Annotated in this window: 14 protein-coding genes; all 14 read right to left on the reverse strand. The window is 34.6% G+C overall.

Annotated features, from left to right (window positions below; genetic code table 11):
• Positions 1-174: 174 nt before the first annotated feature.
• The 14 genes from BW731_RS00055 to BW731_RS00120 all read right to left on the reverse strand — a co-directional run bounded on the left by BW731_RS00055 (position 175) and on the right by BW731_RS00120 (position 17,648).
• Positions 175-396: a hypothetical protein gene (locus tag BW731_RS00055; protein WP_079344626.1), complete on the reverse strand. Its 222-nt coding sequence runs from the start codon at positions 394-396 to the stop codon at positions 175-177.
• Positions 397-488: 92 nt separating this feature from the next.
• Positions 489-1,844 carry a phosphoglucosamine mutase gene (gene glmM / locus BW731_RS00060; RefSeq protein WP_079344628.1) on the reverse strand — a complete coding sequence of 452 codons (1,356 nt, stop codon included), beginning with the start codon at positions 1,842-1,844 and terminating at the stop codon, positions 489-491.
• A 42-nt stretch (positions 1,845-1,886) separates the two neighbouring features.
• Complete coding sequence (locus BW731_RS00065; protein ID WP_158080125.1) at positions 1,887-2,858, reverse strand: CdaR family protein; 972 nt, start codon at positions 2,856-2,858, stop codon at positions 1,887-1,889.
• Entirely contained in the window at positions 2,848-3,747 is a 900-nt protein-coding gene (cdaA, locus tag BW731_RS00070) for a diadenylate cyclase CdaA (RefSeq protein WP_079344632.1), read from the reverse strand. Before cdaA ends, BW731_RS00065 begins: the two co-directional genes overlap by 11 nt.
• Before the next feature lie 188 nt (positions 3,748-3,935).
• Positions 3,936-5,372: an NCS2 family permease gene (locus BW731_RS00075; protein WP_079344634.1), complete on the reverse strand. Its 1,437-nt coding sequence runs from the start codon at positions 5,370-5,372 to the stop codon at positions 3,936-3,938.
• Between the two features lie 194 nt (positions 5,373-5,566).
• Positions 5,567-6,787: an ABC transporter permease gene (locus tag BW731_RS00080; protein WP_158080126.1), complete on the reverse strand. Its 1,221-nt coding sequence runs from the start codon at positions 6,785-6,787 to the stop codon at positions 5,567-5,569.
• The gene (locus tag BW731_RS00085; protein WP_071456915.1) at positions 6,780-7,487 is read right to left on the reverse strand and encodes an ABC transporter ATP-binding protein; all 708 of its coding nucleotides are present in this window, start codon (positions 7,485-7,487) and stop codon (positions 6,780-6,782) included. Before BW731_RS00085 ends, BW731_RS00080 begins: the two co-directional genes overlap by 8 nt.
• Positions 7,487-8,644, reverse strand: a complete 1,158-nt coding sequence (locus BW731_RS00090; protein WP_079344638.1) for an efflux RND transporter periplasmic adaptor subunit — start codon at positions 8,642-8,644, stop codon at positions 7,487-7,489. Before BW731_RS00090 ends, BW731_RS00085 begins: the two co-directional genes overlap by 1 nt.
• 126 nt (positions 8,645-8,770) lie before the next feature.
• Positions 8,771-9,781 carry a DUF1002 domain-containing protein gene (locus BW731_RS00095; protein ID WP_071456917.1) on the reverse strand — a complete coding sequence of 337 codons (1,011 nt, stop codon included), beginning with the start codon at positions 9,779-9,781 and terminating at the stop codon, positions 8,771-8,773.
• Positions 9,782-9,943: 162 nt separating this feature from the next.
• Positions 9,944-11,062 carry an RNA polymerase sigma factor RpoD gene (rpoD, locus tag BW731_RS00100; protein ID WP_071457838.1) on the reverse strand — a complete coding sequence of 373 codons (1,119 nt, stop codon included), beginning with the start codon at positions 11,060-11,062 and terminating at the stop codon, positions 9,944-9,946.
• A 30-nt stretch (positions 11,063-11,092) separates the two neighbouring features.
• Positions 11,093-12,928, reverse strand: a complete 1,836-nt coding sequence (gene dnaG, locus BW731_RS00105; RefSeq protein ID WP_079344640.1) for a DNA primase — start codon at positions 12,926-12,928, stop codon at positions 11,093-11,095.
• Positions 12,929-13,048: 120 nt separating this feature from the next.
• Complete coding sequence (locus BW731_RS00110) at positions 13,049-15,370, reverse strand: cation-translocating P-type ATPase (RefSeq protein WP_079344642.1); 2,322 nt, start codon at positions 15,368-15,370, stop codon at positions 13,049-13,051.
• 120 nt (positions 15,371-15,490) lie between these two features.
• Complete coding sequence (locus BW731_RS00115) at positions 15,491-16,981, reverse strand: PASTA domain-containing protein (RefSeq protein ID WP_079344644.1); 1,491 nt, start codon at positions 16,979-16,981, stop codon at positions 15,491-15,493.
• Complete coding sequence (locus BW731_RS00120; RefSeq protein ID WP_079344646.1) at positions 16,974-17,648, reverse strand: ABC transporter ATP-binding protein; 675 nt, start codon at positions 17,646-17,648, stop codon at positions 16,974-16,976. Before BW731_RS00120 ends, BW731_RS00115 begins: the two co-directional genes overlap by 8 nt.
• Positions 17,649-17,651: the final 3 nt, after the last annotated feature.

A 17,651-nucleotide genomic window follows, 5' to 3' on the forward strand; every position in this document is an offset into this window, starting at 1 on the left:
CTCATTCCTCGTCACCTCTTAAAAAGGTCTGGCGCTAATTGGTATAGATAACCTAAATAGTCATATAAAATAGAAACAAGAACATAATAACCTTTAATAAAGTCTCAGTCAACATTTAAATAACTTAATATTGAAAATAACCAACTATTGGTATAGACAAAAAGATGATATTAACTAAATGAGTTTGTCATCACTAATATTTTTTATGGCATCTGATAACTCTTTATAAATTCTTTCATAAGTACATTTAAAGAACAAAGCTGAACAAAAAAAGAGTAAACTTCCTACGATCCCCCATACAGCAACTTGATAGATAGAGATAATAAACGTGACAAAGGAAAAGAACATCACTCCCTGAAATAATTTAATATAGCAGTTGATTCTTTTTAATAGCATCACTCACTCCCCCTTTACTAATCAGATAATTACAACAAAACTTATAGTATACATAAACAGTGAGTGAAATTCTCCACTCACTGTTTATCAGTTTAAATTCCGATTTCTTTTACGACAACATCAGCAATTTTATCAACATAATAATTAACTTTTTCTTCTGTTGGTGCTTCTGCCATCACACGAAGTAATGGCTCAGTTCCTGAAGGTCTTACAAGGATTCGGCCATCCCCATTCATTTCTCCTTCAACTTCTTCAATAATCGCTTTTATAGCCGGAACATCCATCGCACCATATTTATCTGACACTTTAATGTTCACTAATTTTTGTGGGTATTCTTCAATGTCGGCTACTAATTCAGATAATTTTTTACCAGAAGCTTTCATTACTTGCATCAATTGAATGCCTGAAAGTAAACCATCACCTGTTGTATTGTGTTGTAAGAAGACGATGTGTCCTGATTGTTCTCCACCAAGATTGTAACCAGATTTGCGCATCTCTTCAACCACATATCTATCACCAACTTGAGTTGTAACGGCCGTCATACCTGCTTCTTCAACGGCTTTATGGAACCCTAAGTTACTCATAACAGTGGCAACAATTGTATCTTTGTTTAACTCATCATTGGCTGCAAGATATTTACCACAAATATATAAAATCTTATCTCCATCAACGATTTGGCCTTTTTCATCAACAGCAATCACACGATCACCATCACCATCAAAGGCTAAACCTAAATCAGCTTCTTTTTCAACAACCATTTCTGCTAGTTTTTCAGGATGTGTTGAACCAACACCATCATTGATGTTTAACCCATCTGGTCTAACGCCCATTGTATAGAAATCTGTATCTAAATCTGCAAAAAGTTGATTGATTAACGGAGTGGTTGCTCCATTTGCTCCGTCTAGGCAGACACTCAAACCAGTGAATTCTTCATCAACTGTTTTCTTCAAGAATTCAATGTATTTTTGCGCACCTTCACGATAAACATTCAAAGTTCCAAGTCCTAATGCTGATGGTCGAGGTAAAACGTCGGTTTCAGCATCTAATAATGCTTCAATTTCTTCTTCTTCTTCATCAGATAATTTGAACCCATCTGGCCCAAAGAACTTGATTCCATTATCTTCAGCTGGATTATGTGACGCTGAAATCATCACACCTGCTGCTGCTTTTTGCGTTCTTGTTAAATACGCCACGCCTGGTGTAGAAATCACACCTAGCTGTAAGACTTCTATTCCAACTGAAAGGAGTCCTGAAATAAGTGCTTGTTCTAATAATTGTCCAGAAATACGTGTGTCTCTTCCAACAAGTACTTGTGGTTTTCCTTCAGTTAAGTGGCTATGTTGACATAAGACATGCCCTCCACAACGTCCAATTTTGAATGCTAGTTCTGGTGTTAGTTCTTTATTTGCAATCCCTCTCACACCATCAGTTCCAAAATATTTACCCATTTTAATTATTCTCCTAACTCATTTTACAATTTTTATAATGTATTATTTACTATCACTGGTCGTTTTTGCTTCATTTGGTTTAACTGTTATGGACACCATTTCCGGTGTAGCTTTCACACCATTTGGTACAACCACAGAATAAGAACTTGTTGTTGTTTCACGAATGTTTGTTGTATCAACCTTAAGCTCTATGCCATTTATTTCATCCAGTACTTCTTTTGGTCCTTCTATATCCACCATGTCATCTTTTAGTGTAAACGTAAAATCTTTAATCCCTTTTGGAATGGTACCTGATTGGATTGGAGTGATTTTAACTCGTTTACTTGGGACATTGACTTTTACATTAACAGTCACTGTATCAGGTTCAATTCGAACATTCAGTGGTTCTCCAGCTTTATTGACAGCATAAGGCTGCACTTTCTCTGAAAAATTCCCTGTAACGTTTGTTCGTTCACTGACACCAGCAATGACTCGATCAATTTCTTGAATAGACGATTCAGATCCACTTACTTTTACATTCATTGGATCAATCGTCACTTCTTTTGTTGAGTATCCGTCTTGGTAAATTTTATTATCAATCGCTGGTTCAACTTTGAATGAATTGCTATCTTTATTCTCTATGGTAACCGATAATTTATTCGGTTTAACAGTTCCTTTAACCGAATTTGGTAACCCAACAATTTGCAATGGTACTTCATGTGTCCCAACACTATATTTCGTTAAGTCCATTACCACTGAAAAGCCACGTGTTTCAGCATTAGACTCCTTGTCTAACAAAATTTTATTATTACTTGTCAATTCAACAGAGACACTTTCTTTATAACCGGAAATAAAATACTTATCTTGGTTATAAGTAACATTAACTGGTACATTTTCAGCTGTTGCTTCCAAATTAGTTACTGCGTTATTTGTCTTATTTGATATGACAAATGAGTTGGCATTATAGTATAAAAGAATGGCAAAAAACAAAGATAATATTCTAATAAACCAAGGTGATTTACGATCATTTTTCATCGTTTTTTCCTCCCTTAGTAAAACTTTTTTTAATATCTTCGATAAACATTGCCAAATTTGATTGGGATACATCTTCTTGATCATCAGCTAATTCTTGTTTTAATACTTCTAAATAAGCTTCACGCTGAAGACCTGGTAAAAATGTCTTGTTATGCGTAATACTCACATCACCTGTTTCTTCTGATACAACAAGTGTCAACGCATCCGATGATTCACTCATACCAATTGCCGCACGGTGACGTGTCCCAAATTCTTTTGGTATTTTATTACTTTCTGATAAAGGCAGATAACTCGATGCTGATGCAATTTTATTATCTTTAATAATGACAGCCCCATCATGCAATGGTGTATTGGGTATAAAGATATTAATTAGTAATTGACTCGATATATCCGCATCAAGCGGAATACCCGTTTCAATAATATCTATTAAACTATCATTTCGCTCAATCGTAATCAATGCCCCTATTTTTCTCTTAGACATATATTGCAACGATTCATCTAACGCAGTAATGAATGATTGTTGCATATTTTTTTGTTTGTTAGAGTGCGTTAGTGCCGCACCTCTACCAAGATGTTCTAATCCACGCCGAACTTCAGGTTGAAAAATGACAATCGCAGCAACCACACCATAAGTAATCACTTGATTCATTAGCCAAGAAACTGTATTTAAGCCAATAAAATCACTGACAATCCTTACAATGATAATCACAGCAATCCCTTTAAATACTTGAATCGCTTTTGTGTCATTAAGTAGCATCAACAATTTATATACGACATACCACACCACTAATATATCGATGATATGTACCAGTACACTAAGCGTAAAATATTTATCTAATAAATTTTGCCATATCTCAGGTCTGAACAAGCTCGCTTGAGTTAACATCATCTTGCTCCTCCCCCTTTACAATGAAATAGTTTGCTCTATCTTACTCCCCCCTAGCATTATGGTGACTTTCTCATACTTTTACTATTATAACATAGCATGGTTATCGGAAAACTTTCAATGACTTTTTTTAATAATTTAATTACCTTCAATAAAAAACACACTCAACAGTTGTCGAATGTGTCAATAAATTATAACGTTGCTAATACAATGAAGTTAATTATAAATAGAGCCGTCACTACCCATAAAACAGGTGAGACTTCTTTTACTTTTCCTTTAACGACTTTGATTAATACGTAGAAAATAAATCCTGCAGCTATACCATAAGAAATACTATATGCTAGACCCATAAATATCGAAGTAAAGAAAGCTGGCACAGCGTCTTCAAGATTAGTCCAGGCAATTTCTTTAAATGACGCCATCATCATGATACCAACTAAAATTAACGCCGGAGCGGTTGCTTGAGAAGGTACTGCCCCAACAACAGGTGATAAGAAACTACTTAACAAGAACATAATGGCGACAACCACTGATGTTAAACCAGTACGTCCACCCGCACCAATACCAGCTGCACTTTCTACATAAGTTGTTACGTTACTTGTCCCAACTACTGCTCCAGCTGTTGTTGCAATAGCATCAGCAAACAATGCTTTGTCCATTTTTGATTTAATCCCTTTACTTGTCATAACAGATTCTTCTTCTTCTTTTGAGAAAATACCAGTACGACGACCTGTCCCAATAAATGTTCCAATCGTATCAAAAATATCAGATAAACTAAATGCTAAAACCGTTAATAAGACTTGAGGTATTTTGGCTGCATCAGAAAATAGTGAAGGCATGCCATTTGGACCAAAAGCTGCACCAAATGTCGTTCCTAAGTCTTTGATTGAGTTTCCTAGTGAATTCTCTTGAAAATTAATAGAACTAAAATCAACGACCCCCATTGGAATCGCAATAATCGTAGTCGCTACTATCCCTATTAGAATAGCCCCTTTGACGTTTTTAATCACTAACACTGTAGTAATAACTAGCCCAATCAGTGCCAAAATAATAGCTGGGTTATTAAAATTCGCCAATGCTGGGACAATCCCACCATTTGATACAACGTTCGTTGCTTTATCCCCATCAACTACTGAAGAAACAATTGACGCTTCATCTGATGTAAATTGAAGTAATCCCGCATTTTTAATTCCGACATATGCAATAAAAATCCCAATCCCACCGCCAATAGCATGTTGTAAACTTTCGGGAATTGATTGAATAATTAATTTTCTCAAGTTTGTGATGGTAATAATAATATTGATAATACCACATAAAAAGACCATCGCTAAACCTTGTTCCCATGAATAGCCTAATCCCATGACAACAGTAAAAGTGAAAAACGCATTTAAGCCCATACCTGGTGCTTGTGCATAGGGTACATTAGCAAACAATCCCATAACGAGCGTTCCAATTGCAGACGCGATAATAGTCGCTAAAAAGACTGCTTGAAACGGCATCCCTGATAAAGATAAAATGGTCGGATTCACAAATAAAATATAACTCATTGCAAAAAATGTCGTTAATCCCGCCATGATTTCCGTAGAAACCGTTGTGTTATTCTCTTTTAATCTAAAAAACTTTTCCATTTCTTAACATTGCACCTTCCATAATATAATTAGTTCGTTAATAACTGTAACAAAATTGATTATAGAATTAATAATGAGAAATGGCAATCATTTATTTATATTTATCTAAATATTTCTTCATATTGTTCGTATTTTACTTATTTAATAACAAAAAACACCTAATTTGCTCGATTTGAACAAATTAAGTGTGTTATTTATTGATAAATTGCTTTTATAGGATCTAATTTGGCTGCATTAATAGCTGGTATAACACCAAATATTAACCCAATTCCTGCTGAAATAGAGGCTGAGAGTATTGCCATACTTGGACTAACGATTGCTGTAATACCATCTGCAAAAGTTGAAATCAGTGTTGCAAGTCCCCAGCCAAAGAAGATACCGATGACCCCACCAATTAGCGTAATAAAAGCAGCCTCTAATAAAAATTGTAATAAAATGGTGATTGGTTTCGCACCGATTGCACGGCGAATCCCGATTTCACGTTTTCGCTCAGAAACAGACACATACATGATATTCATAACCCCAATTCCTCCAACTAATAAAGAAATAGCCGTAATGAATAACAAACCTGTCACAACTGCTTGAAGCATCGATTCAATTTGTTGACGTGCTTGTTCATTTGAACGATCTTCTTCAAATGTTCCAACTAAATTAGGGTGTTGTTCTTTAAGTAACGTATTTGCTTGATCAATAACGGCTTGTCTGTCACCCTGTTCTGTCGTTTTTAATTTAATTGCATTGATTGGTTTATTCTTTGCAAGTTCATTAAACGCTTTTTTAGGCACTTCGTCAAAAAAGGCTGAATCATCCATTATCATGGCACCATCATCAATTTTAGACTTTACACCAACTACCAAAAATTTTATACCATCAACATCAATCGCTCTTCCAATAATATCTTTAGGTTTTCGGATGCCTAACGTTGATTGCATTGTATCATACGTGATGATAATACTATTTGATTCTAATTGCTCAGTAGTAAAACTATTTCCAAAACCAACTGGTGTATTCGTTTTACTTGTTGCCACAATTTGACCACTACCTGAAGTGTCAAAATAGTTTAGTGTACTCGTCACCATTTCTTTAGCACCGAATCCAAATCCATAATCAGCACTAATTGTATCAACACCATCGAGTCCTCTTAGCAGCTTTAAATCAAGTTTATCAAACGCAAACGGCTCTTCGTCTTGAAAGCCAATACTATCATCACTCTGATCGATTTTATAGATTAGACGAATCACGTTAGCATCAGTAGATTCCATTACTTTTAAGCTACTTTGCTTCATCCCTTCTCCGATTGCTGATACTGTCACGACAGCTGTGATGCCAATAATAATTCCAACCATCGTTAAAAAAACACGTAGTTTATGTGCCCTTAAACTTAGGAAAGTACTTAATAATAGATTTTTAAGCATTGATAAATTCCTCCTCGGTAAGGAATAAACCATCTTTCATATAAACCACTCGTGTGGCATACTTTCTCATATCAGGATCATGGGTGACCATAACAATTGTTTTTCCTTCTTTATTTAAATTCGACAAGATAGTCATAATATCTTCACTCGTTTCACTATCAAGGGCTCCTGTAGGCTCATCTGCCATAATTAAGAGTGGATCATTCACTAAAGCTCTAGCTATGGCGACACGTTGCTGTTGTCCTCCTGATAACTCAGTCGTTTTAGAAAACTCTTTTCCTTCTAAACCAACCATCGCTAAATAGTCTGAGGCGATTTGACGACGTTCTTTTTCTTTTTTCTTCCCACCATACACCATTGGTAATTCAACATTTTGAATCACATTTAATGATTGAATTAAGAAAAATTGTTGAAAAATAAATCCGATGTATTCGTTTCTTAAAGTCGATTTTTGATTTTCAGTTAATTCTGACGCGTCTTTATTATCAAAAATATACTCACCATCTGATAGTTGATCTAAAAATCCAATAATATTCATCAGCGTCGTTTTTCCACTACCGGATTTCCCCATAATCATGATAAATTCGCCTTGCTCAATAGTAAGGTTGAGATTTTTTAAGACATGCAGTGTTGATTTGCCGACTGGATAGTATTTATTTATATCATTTAACTCAACTAATACTGGGTTGTCGTGACTCATTATTTTTCTCCTCCTTCATTTTCGGTAACTTCACCTCCAGGAGTTGGTTCACCTACTGTTAAAGGTGCTTCGGATGAAATAATGACACGATCTAAGCCTTCTAAACCACTTGTAACGATAATTTTATCTTTTGATGCACCTTGGTCGGTAGTTTCAACTACACGTTTTGCAATTGTGCCAAAATCATCAACGAGTACATAAACTTCTTTCGTTTTATCATCTACTTTTACTGCTTCTTTTGGTATTTCTATTTTTTTATCTTCTAGCTTAATTGAAGCTTGTACATGGAATCCTTTACGAATTTCTTTTGCATCTTTTAAACTTAATTTTACTGTGTAAGTTGATAAAGAATTCCCACTATTTGATGCACCACCTTCTGTTGCTTGCTGTGTATTTGGAATATTAGACACATAAGTGACTTCACCTTTGTATAATTTATTATCAGCAATGGTTCTAACGTCCGCTATTTGTTTTTCTTTCACTTTTTCTAAATCTTTCTCATTGACACTGCCTTCAACATAAAAATCAGTTGATGATAAAGTTAAAATGGCACTATCTCTGTTTTGGTCTTGTGGAATAATAACCTGACCGTCAAAAGGTGCAATGACTTTATTAACCTGTTTTTCACTTAATTCATTAATTTGTGTTTGTAATTGACTCATTTTAATATCATAACTACCTAAATCATATTTTAATTCTATGCTTTCTTTCGATACAGGGCTACTGGCAGCTTCCCCTGATTCTGATGTTGGCATATTATTCATTTCATTTATTTCAAGTTGCATTTGTCTTGCAGCTTTTTCTTTTTCGGCTTGTGTTGATTCAATTTGAAATTTCAAGTCTCTAATTTGAGAGTCTGTTGTCTCATCTAAGTATTGATAAAGCACTGTATCTTTTGTGACATTTTCACCATTTTTTACGTTTAAATCACCCAATTTACCTAGAGTTGTATCTTTGGTAAATTCTTTTGACATAACAGGAGTTACCACACCATTAATAAACACTTGATCGACATTTTCAACGGTATAAAACTCAATTTTTTCTTCTTCCTTTGTGTTTACTGGCTCTTTTTTCGATAACACCATTTTGCCACCGATTGCAGCAATCACAACCAACCCAATAATACTCCCAATAACCACTTTTTTCTTTTTCGACATCCCAAATAACTCCTTTTTCATTAGTAATTTAAGTATACCTAAAAATAACATTAGAAAAATCAGTCGATGGTCGTATTGTGGATAAGTATAAAAAAACTACCTAGTTTTCACTAGATAGTTTCAGCGTTACTTAAATAAGTTTGAGAAGAAATCTTTAATCTTTTGCCAAATTCCTTTTGCTTTTTCTACATTTTCTTCTGACAATAAATTATCTTTAAATTCTTTACCATTTTTCACGATGTCATCTTTAAACCCAGATAATTGACTGGTTAATTCTTTATCTGTGATGGCACTTGTATTAGTAAAGTTCACCATGTTATTGACGACTTGCGTTTTTAGTTCTGGTGTAATGGCTTCTTGTAGCCCGTTTTTCTCAATTTGTTCGTCAACCACATTGGTTACTTCTTGTTTCTTTTTCTCATCAGACATGTCACTTAATTTCTTATTAATTTTTTGTAATTCCATTTGAATATCAGCTAACATGACTAAGATGTTTTCAGAAGAATAATCTTTATTATCTTGGTTTTGTTGATCAATGGCAGAAACCACTTGCATTTGATCTTGTGCTACTTCACGCTTTTCATCACGCTCTTTTTGTTCTGTTTGATTAGAGGCAGGGTCTACTTCATCATAAATCTTATAAATACCAGCTAATGCCCCACTACCATCCATTGGTCGAACGCTTGCAATACGAATGTATGCATCATATACACCACTTGTAATAGCTGCTGAGCGGTACATTGCTTCTGTTCTGGCAGTAATTTTATCTGGTGTCACAATATCAACTGTCACACCCGACCCACTTTTTGTACGAGCAATCAACGCACTTGAATAAGCTTTTGACGAACTAGTAAATTCTGGAACGTCGGTTACATATTTCACTAAATCATTGCCATCAACAATGTATTCATTTATATTCTGAGTGTTTGTTCCACTTAACATGGATACTTTACTCAAGTCTTTGGTTAAAATATCACGTGTTTGTTGCTTTTCAGCATCTGTTAAGCCATTACCTAATGCGATATTGGGAATATCCCATCCTTCATCTTTCGCTTTTTCTGCAGCCGAAACTTGCGTACTTAATCCAACTGTTGAAAGTAGTGTAAGACCTAGTAAAATCTTTTTAAATTTATTCATAACATCACCTTTTCATCTTAATTCCTACTAAATGTAACACATCTATTCCTTATTTCCATCCATCTTTAGAATGAATTCAGTCTTTTTATTGATTATTTAACATTCTTTAAAAAAAAACAAGTAAAAACAAACGCACTAGCTTTAACTAGTGCGATATTCTTTTTATTCTAAAAAGTCTTTTAATTGTTTTGAACGAGATGGGTGGCGTAATTTTCTTAACGCTTTTGCTTCTATTTGACGGATTCTCTCACGTGTGACACCGAATACTTTTCCAACTTCTTCAAGAGTACGCGTACGGCCATCATCTAAGCCAAAACGTAAACGCAAAACATTTTCCTCACGATCAGTCAATGTATCTAATACACTTTCTAATTGTTCTTTTAATAATTCATAGGCTGCATGTTCAGCAGGACTTGTCGCTTCTTGATCTTCAATAAAATCTCCTAAGTGCGAGTCATCTTCTTCCCCGATTGGCGTTTCAAGAGACACAGGCTCTTGTGCAATTTTAAGGATTTCACGTACTTTTTCAGGTGATAAATCCATCTCCGCTCCAATTTCTTCAGGTGTTGGTTCGCGTCCTAAATCTTGTAGTAATTGACGTTGGATACGAATTAATTTGTTGATTGTTTCAACCATATGAACCGGAATACGAATCGTTCTGGCTTGGTCGGCAATCGCACGAGTAATCGCTTGGCGAATCCACCAAGTCGCATAAGTAGAAAACTTAAATCCTTTTTCATGGTCAAATTTTTCTACAGCTTTCATCAATCCCATGTTACCTTCTTGGATCAAATCAAGGAATTGCATCCCACGACCAACATAACGTTTGGCAATACTAACCACTAAACGCAAGTTAGCTTCTGCTAGTTCTTGTTTTGCTTCAGGGTCACCTTCTTTAATACGTAACGCTAGAGCCACTTCTTCGTCAGCTGTAAGAAGGGATACACGACCAATTTCTTTAAGGTACATACGAACAGGATCATTAATTTTTACCCCAGCTGGTGCAATTAAATCCTCTTCTTCTTCTTTTTCTTTTGTCTTCTTAGATTCTTGATTTTTTTTAGCAACACGCAAACTATGTTCACTTGGCTCGCCTTTTTCGTCCACAACGCTGATTCCTGCGTCCTCAACTTTTTCAATCAATTCATCCATATCATCAGCATCTAATTCATAAGGAGTAGCTAATTTGTTTGTTAACTCATCATAAAACACCGAACCTTTTACCTTGTTCAACTTGATGAATTTGGTTACTTCTTTTTTGTATGCTTCATCTTTTACCATTTTTGACACGATGGACTCCCCCTTATATTATCACCAATTACTTAATTTTTTTTGTAATTGGATAATCTCTAATGTTACTTCCATTTCTTCAACAGCATTCCCTGTCTGCTTAGCTGTTTGTTGTCGAGTCATTAAATCGTCAATTTTAGATTGAATGCTCGCTTTTTCTATCACATGTAAACAATCACTAATCTCTGTCTCATTACTTTGTTGACTAATGTCCTGCATGGTAATCGTGACTAATAATTGTCTTAAATTTTCTTCTTTTAAATAATTAATAAAATCTGCTAGTTCAATTTGACCATATAGTTCATAAAAACTTGCTATATGCTGAAATAACTCTTGGTATTCATCATGAACAAACGAAAAATCCTTTTTATTTACTAATTGAGTAAATATCGCCTTCTCTTTTAATATACGATAAATTAGTAATCTTTCAGCTTTTTCAACCACCGTTTGTTTTCGGACTTGTTGAATTTGTGGTATCACAACTTCTGGTTGTTTTGGGATGACTTTTTTAAACTGATGAGCTTTGTTTGACTGAATAAACGAATTTAACTGGATTTGCAAGGTATCTTTTGAAACGTGATACTCTTCAGATAATTGAGTTAACGCAAAATCTTTTTCAATAACTGATGGGATTTTCGCTAATTCCTGTAAGACAAGGTCTAAATAAGTTAAAACATCTGACTCATTGTCTAGATTAAACTCTTGTGATAAAAATTGTTTCTTAAACTGAAACACGGTTAACTGATGGTGTTTTAATTCATTTTCCAATGCTTCAAGACCATATGTTTTTCTATACTCATCTGGATCTAACCGATTGGGTAACATCACTACTTGAACACCTAGCGTTGTATTATCAGTTAATAACTCTACCGCACGATTTGTCGCATTTATCCCAGCAGCATCACCATCATAAACAATCGTCACATCTTGACAAACTCTCTCGAGTCGACTAATCTGCTGTTCCGTCAAACTCGTTCCCATTGTAGCGACCGCATTTTTTACCCCTGACATATGAGACGCTATTACATCCATAAATCCTTCAAATAAAAACACATCATTCGACTTTCTAATATGGGGTCTTGCCAAATGAAAATTATAAATGACATCTCGTTTATTAAAAATTTCCGTTTCAGGACTGTTTAAATACTTTGGTTGTTTGACGTCTTGTTGTGCCTGTTCAGAAGGCATCATGCGACCTGAAAAGCCAATTGTTTTACCTTGAGCATCTTTTATTGGAAACATAATCCGGTTAACAAATCGATCTGTATATGACCCATCATCTCTTTCAATAAATAAACCTGACTGCCCATAAAGCGTATCATCAAACTCTTTTTCCATAACTTTTAATAAAATTTGCCGATTGTCCGGAGCAAACCCTATCTCAAATTCTTCTATCACGTCTTTAGGAATATCTCGCGACTCTAAATAAGCCATCGCCTCTTTTCCAGCCTCTGTATTCACTAATATATGATGAAAAAACTTTTTTGCATGCTCATGCATTGTGATTAACGTCTGGTGCGTTTGATTTTTTTCAGTGCTACGTTGTTCACTATAAACTGAAGTTGGTAATGAGACATTTAAAGGTTCTGCCAATTTCTCAACAGACTCAGGAAACGACAATCCTTCTATCTCTTGAATAAACGTAAACACATTACCACCCTTGCCACACCCAAAACAATGAAAGATTTGTTTGTCCTCTGCTACAGTAAACGAAGGCGTTTTTTCGTTGTGAAAGGGACATAAACCAAGGTAGTTTTTACCAGATTTTTTTAATTGAACATAGTTTTCAACAACCTCAACAATATTTGTTTCTTGTCTAACTGTATCAATTAATTCTTGAGGGATTAATTGTGACATCGTAATCATCCCCTTTTTACATACTTAAGTCAGAAAAGTCGCACTGAACCCAGCGCGACCATGACATAACTTTTCATAATAAATTATAACATAATTCGATATGTTTGCAACAGTTTCTACTTAGTGAAAAGAACCCATTTTTCCAGTAATCAATTTATCTAAAATTAACTTACCTAAAATTGAACAGATAACAAGCACGATAAAAATAGGGAGTGTTGTCGCATTGAGCCACGTAATTTCAAGTAATGACTTGAATAGCATAGCGGCAACAAATGTTCCAACAGTTGTTGTCACAGCTAAGAATAATCTTAATGGATTAAATGGAAGACAGGCTTTAATGACTGCCATTGAGCTCACTGCAATTAACATATAATACATTAACGTCGTTTGATCGACTCCACTAATACCAAACTTCGGCGAGATAAAGTAAATAACAAGGATGTTTATTACCACCAGTAACGCATTTGGTAACGCCCGTCTTAACGCAGTTGGTAAGAATTTTGTTGTAATCTTGCGTTTATCTGATTCAAATGATAAAAAGAATGTTGGGTAACCTTCAATTGCCAAATCAAGTAGTGTAATTTGAATTGGAATAAATGGAAATCCAATCGCTGCTACCATACAAATGATTGACAAAATGAATGAATAGATTGTTTTAATAAAGAAAATACTTGCCACTTTTGTCACGTTATTAACCACACGTCGACCTTCAAATAATACGTCTGGCAACGTAGTAAAATCTGAGTTAAGCAAAACAAGATTCGCCATTTGACGTGTGGCGTTATCTCCTTCCGCCATGGCGATACTACAATCTGCTTCTTTCATTGCTAAAATATCGTTGACACCATCACCTGTCATAGCAACAATATGGTCTTTTTGACGCAAAGCTTCCACTAACCATTTTTTCTGTTGTGGACTCACTCGCCCAAATACAGTGTAATCATCAACTATTTGTTTGACTTCTTCTTCAGTTTCGATAGTCGATAAATCGATATATTGCTCATAATTTTTTAATCCCGCACGTCTAGCAACATTTGATACGGTAATTGGGTTGTCACCTGAAATAACTTTTAACGCGACTCCTTCACTATCCAAATAAGCTAATGTTTCTTCCGCATTTTCACGAATGGCATCTTCAATAACTAAAACTGATTGAGCGTCAACAGAACCAACTGTGTCGTTAATTTGTGTCGCCTGTGCATCAATACCTATTAATAAGACACGACTTCCCTGTTCTTGAGCTTGCGTCACTTCTGTAGGTATTGAACTTTCTGATACTAATCTTTCTGGTGCACCTAAATACACACAACCAATGCCTTCAAATAACACAGCACCCCATTTTCTATCAGAAGAAAATGGTAATACATCTAATACGTTTAAATCATTTGATGTCTTGAAATATGAACGTAAGGCTTGCATTGTAAGGTTATTATCATCTGTTGCATTGATATAATTGCCCATTAACTTATTTGTGTCAATTTGGCTATTTTTACTCGCCATATCAATCACTTCTGAGACAATCATGTTACCTTGAGTAATGGTTCCAGTTTTATCCAAACATAACACGTCAACATGAGCTAACGTTTCAATAGAATGCATATCTTGTACTAATACTTTTTTCTTCGTTAATTTCACAACACCTGTTGCAAGCGCAATACTGATTAAAAGCACCATTCCTTTTGGTAACATGCCAAGTAGTGCTGCAGCTGAAGAAACAACGGATAGCTTGATGTCGCTGTTTCTTAAAAAATAAGCTTCTAAAAATAAAATGACCCCTAATGGAATAATAATGTAACTCGTAAATTTTGCCACTTTTCTAATGGATTGAACTAATTCAGACGTCACAGGTTTATGTATTTTAGCTTCTTCGGCAATTTTAATCGCATAATTGTCTTTTCCAACATGAATGACTTTAGCCACACATTGACCACTTGTCACGTAACTCCCTGACATTAGCTGGCTATCGACACCTTTTTTAATTAAATCTGCTTCACCGGTTAAAAGTGACTCATTGACTTCCACATTACCTGAAACAATAATTGTATCAGAAGGAACTTGCTGTCCAGCTGATAAAATCACAATATCATCCATTACTAACTCAGTCGTAGGAATGCCCATTTTTTGATTATCACGATAGACATCCACATTTTCTTCGTTCACAATGGAGAGTTGTGCTACTAAATTTTTCGCACGAATTTCTTGAGACACACCAATCACAACATTTAAAATAATGATTGCCATAAAAAACATATTACTATAAGCACCGACTAAAGCTAAACATATCGCAATAATCACGTTTAGTAGGTTAAATAGGGTGAAGACATTATCAAAAATGATATCCTTATTACTTTTTGAAGTATCTGAAACATAGTCATTCACTTGTCCATTGGCTATTCGCTGATTAACTTCCTCTTTTGTTAATCCTGTTTCATTCATTTTCATTTTATCTACTCTCTCTTTTTCATTTATTCTTTCATTATTATATAGATATTTATCATAAGTTTAAAGTCTTTTAACAAATAATTAAACTCCTAACTAAAAAAGCTTAGGAGTTTAATTATTTTACTCATCTTGACTGGTCGTTTTTTCATCAGGTAATGAGGCATATCGACCATTACTTACAGCAAACACTAAATGTGCATTTGTCGAAATATATTGATTATAGGCATTGGTATTCACAATTTGTCCTTTTTCTTTATCTGAATCAACATAATACACTTCATAAGTAACTGAAGCACCTTTTGAATTAAAGTTTTCATAAATTAGTTTTGGGATGTCTCCTTCAAGTTGACCAAAAAATGACTTAATATATGGTCGTCCAGCAGAATAGGTGACATTAACCGTTTTATTATCATTACCTGTCAATTTTTTACCTGCTTCAACAGATTGAGCAATTAATTGACCAAATGGCACGTTATCAGAAAAGCTTTGTTTCGTGACAACCTGTAAATCAGGCGAGACGTTCGTTGCTTCTTCGGCAGAATAATTCGCAAAATTAGGAACAACCACGGCTTTTCCAACAGATATCGAGACACTCATTTTATCATGCTTGGCTAATTTTGTTTCTGGAGAAACTGTTTGTGATATGACAAAATCTGGTTCAATCTTATCTGAATCCGCTTCTTTGAACTCGACATTGATGTCATTTTTCTTTGCCCAATCTTCAACCTCTGATTTTGCTTTTTTTCTAAAATCAGGAACAGAGATATTCTTTTCAAAAACTTCTTTTCCTTTAGAGAAGTAAACATTGGCAATATCTTGACGCAAATAATTCTCTTTATTGACTTCTTTATCAGTAAATTCCAACCTAATAAATTTACCTGTTTCGATTTTATCATTGTATTCATCAATGATTGTGACATTTTCGGCTTTATTTTTTTTAATCCATTGTTCCACTTCTTCTTTAGACATCGTTTCAAAATCAGGTAACGTAATTTTCCCTTTTGGATCTGCTCCTTCACTTACCTTAAATGTTATGTTAGAGCCTTTTTTAATCTTTTTATTTGGTGTAACTGATTGACTTATAATACCGTTTGAATCTATTTTTAAGGAATATTCTTGTTTTATTTCAGGTTTCATTTTATTTTCAGTTGCCCAGTTTTTTGCCTCCACAACGGTTTTACCTGAAAAATCTGGTACTGATACACGGGTCATTTGATAATATACCATATACAACAACAGTAAACAGATACCAACTATCCCACCTATCAGGATTCGTTTTGTTTGTTGTTTTTTCTTATAATCAGGGTCTATTTCAACATCATGTTCTACCCCATTACCTGTCGAATGGTCTTCATCTATCCCCTTATCAGATTTTTTTCGTTTTCTTTTAACTTTTATTTTGGTGTCATTGACATGTTTTGTTTCTTCTTGAAACATAACATCTACATCGTCAAACTCTTGCTTATCATAGTCGGAAGCTGATGATTGTAAATCATCGGTTTCTAATGCGAGATTTTCGTTTGTATCTGACGACACGTCTTTATTATTTTTTTTTTCATTCAACATATTTTTATAATTATCACTATCAAAATTTGATAAAAAATCAGACATTCTCTTTTAAAGCTCCTTTTCTTAGAAGGTAGGAGTGATCAGATTGTAACGCTATCTCAGGTGAGTGTGTGACAACCACTACACATTTGTTGTGTTTATGAGCTAACATTTTAAATATTTCCACAATCTCTTGTTCCATCTCTTCATCCAGATTACCGGTTGGTTCATCAGCCAATATCACATCTACATTAGTTGACAAAGCTCTTGCGATTGCCACCCGTTGTTGTTCTCCTCCTGATAATTGTGTCACCAAGCGTTTTGATTTTTCATTTGGTATTCCCATATAATCTAATAAATTAATGGCGACAGTTTCTTGCTCATCAGGTAGTTTATTATCCGTAATGGCCATTGGGACCATCACATTCTCAACGGCTGTTAAATACGGAATTAAATTATAATTTTGAAATATTATGCTAATGTAATCTCTACGATAAGTATCATAGCCAATTTTTTCAATATTTTTCTTCTCGTAAAAAACTCGACCTTCCTGCGGTGTATCAAGTCCCGCTAATAACGATAGTAAAGTCGTTTTACCAGATCCAGATTGCCCAACAATGGTATAAAATTTACCTTTTTCAAATGCAACGTTCGTATTTTTCAAAATGAACCGACGCGTATCACCATCTTGGTAATAGTAGTTTAACTTACTTGCTTTTAATATAGACACGGC

Origin of the sequence: Vagococcus martis (assembly GCF_002026305.1) — a bacterium.
In the GTDB taxonomy this organism is placed as follows: domain Bacteria; phylum Bacillota; class Bacilli; order Lactobacillales; family Vagococcaceae; genus Vagococcus; species Vagococcus martis.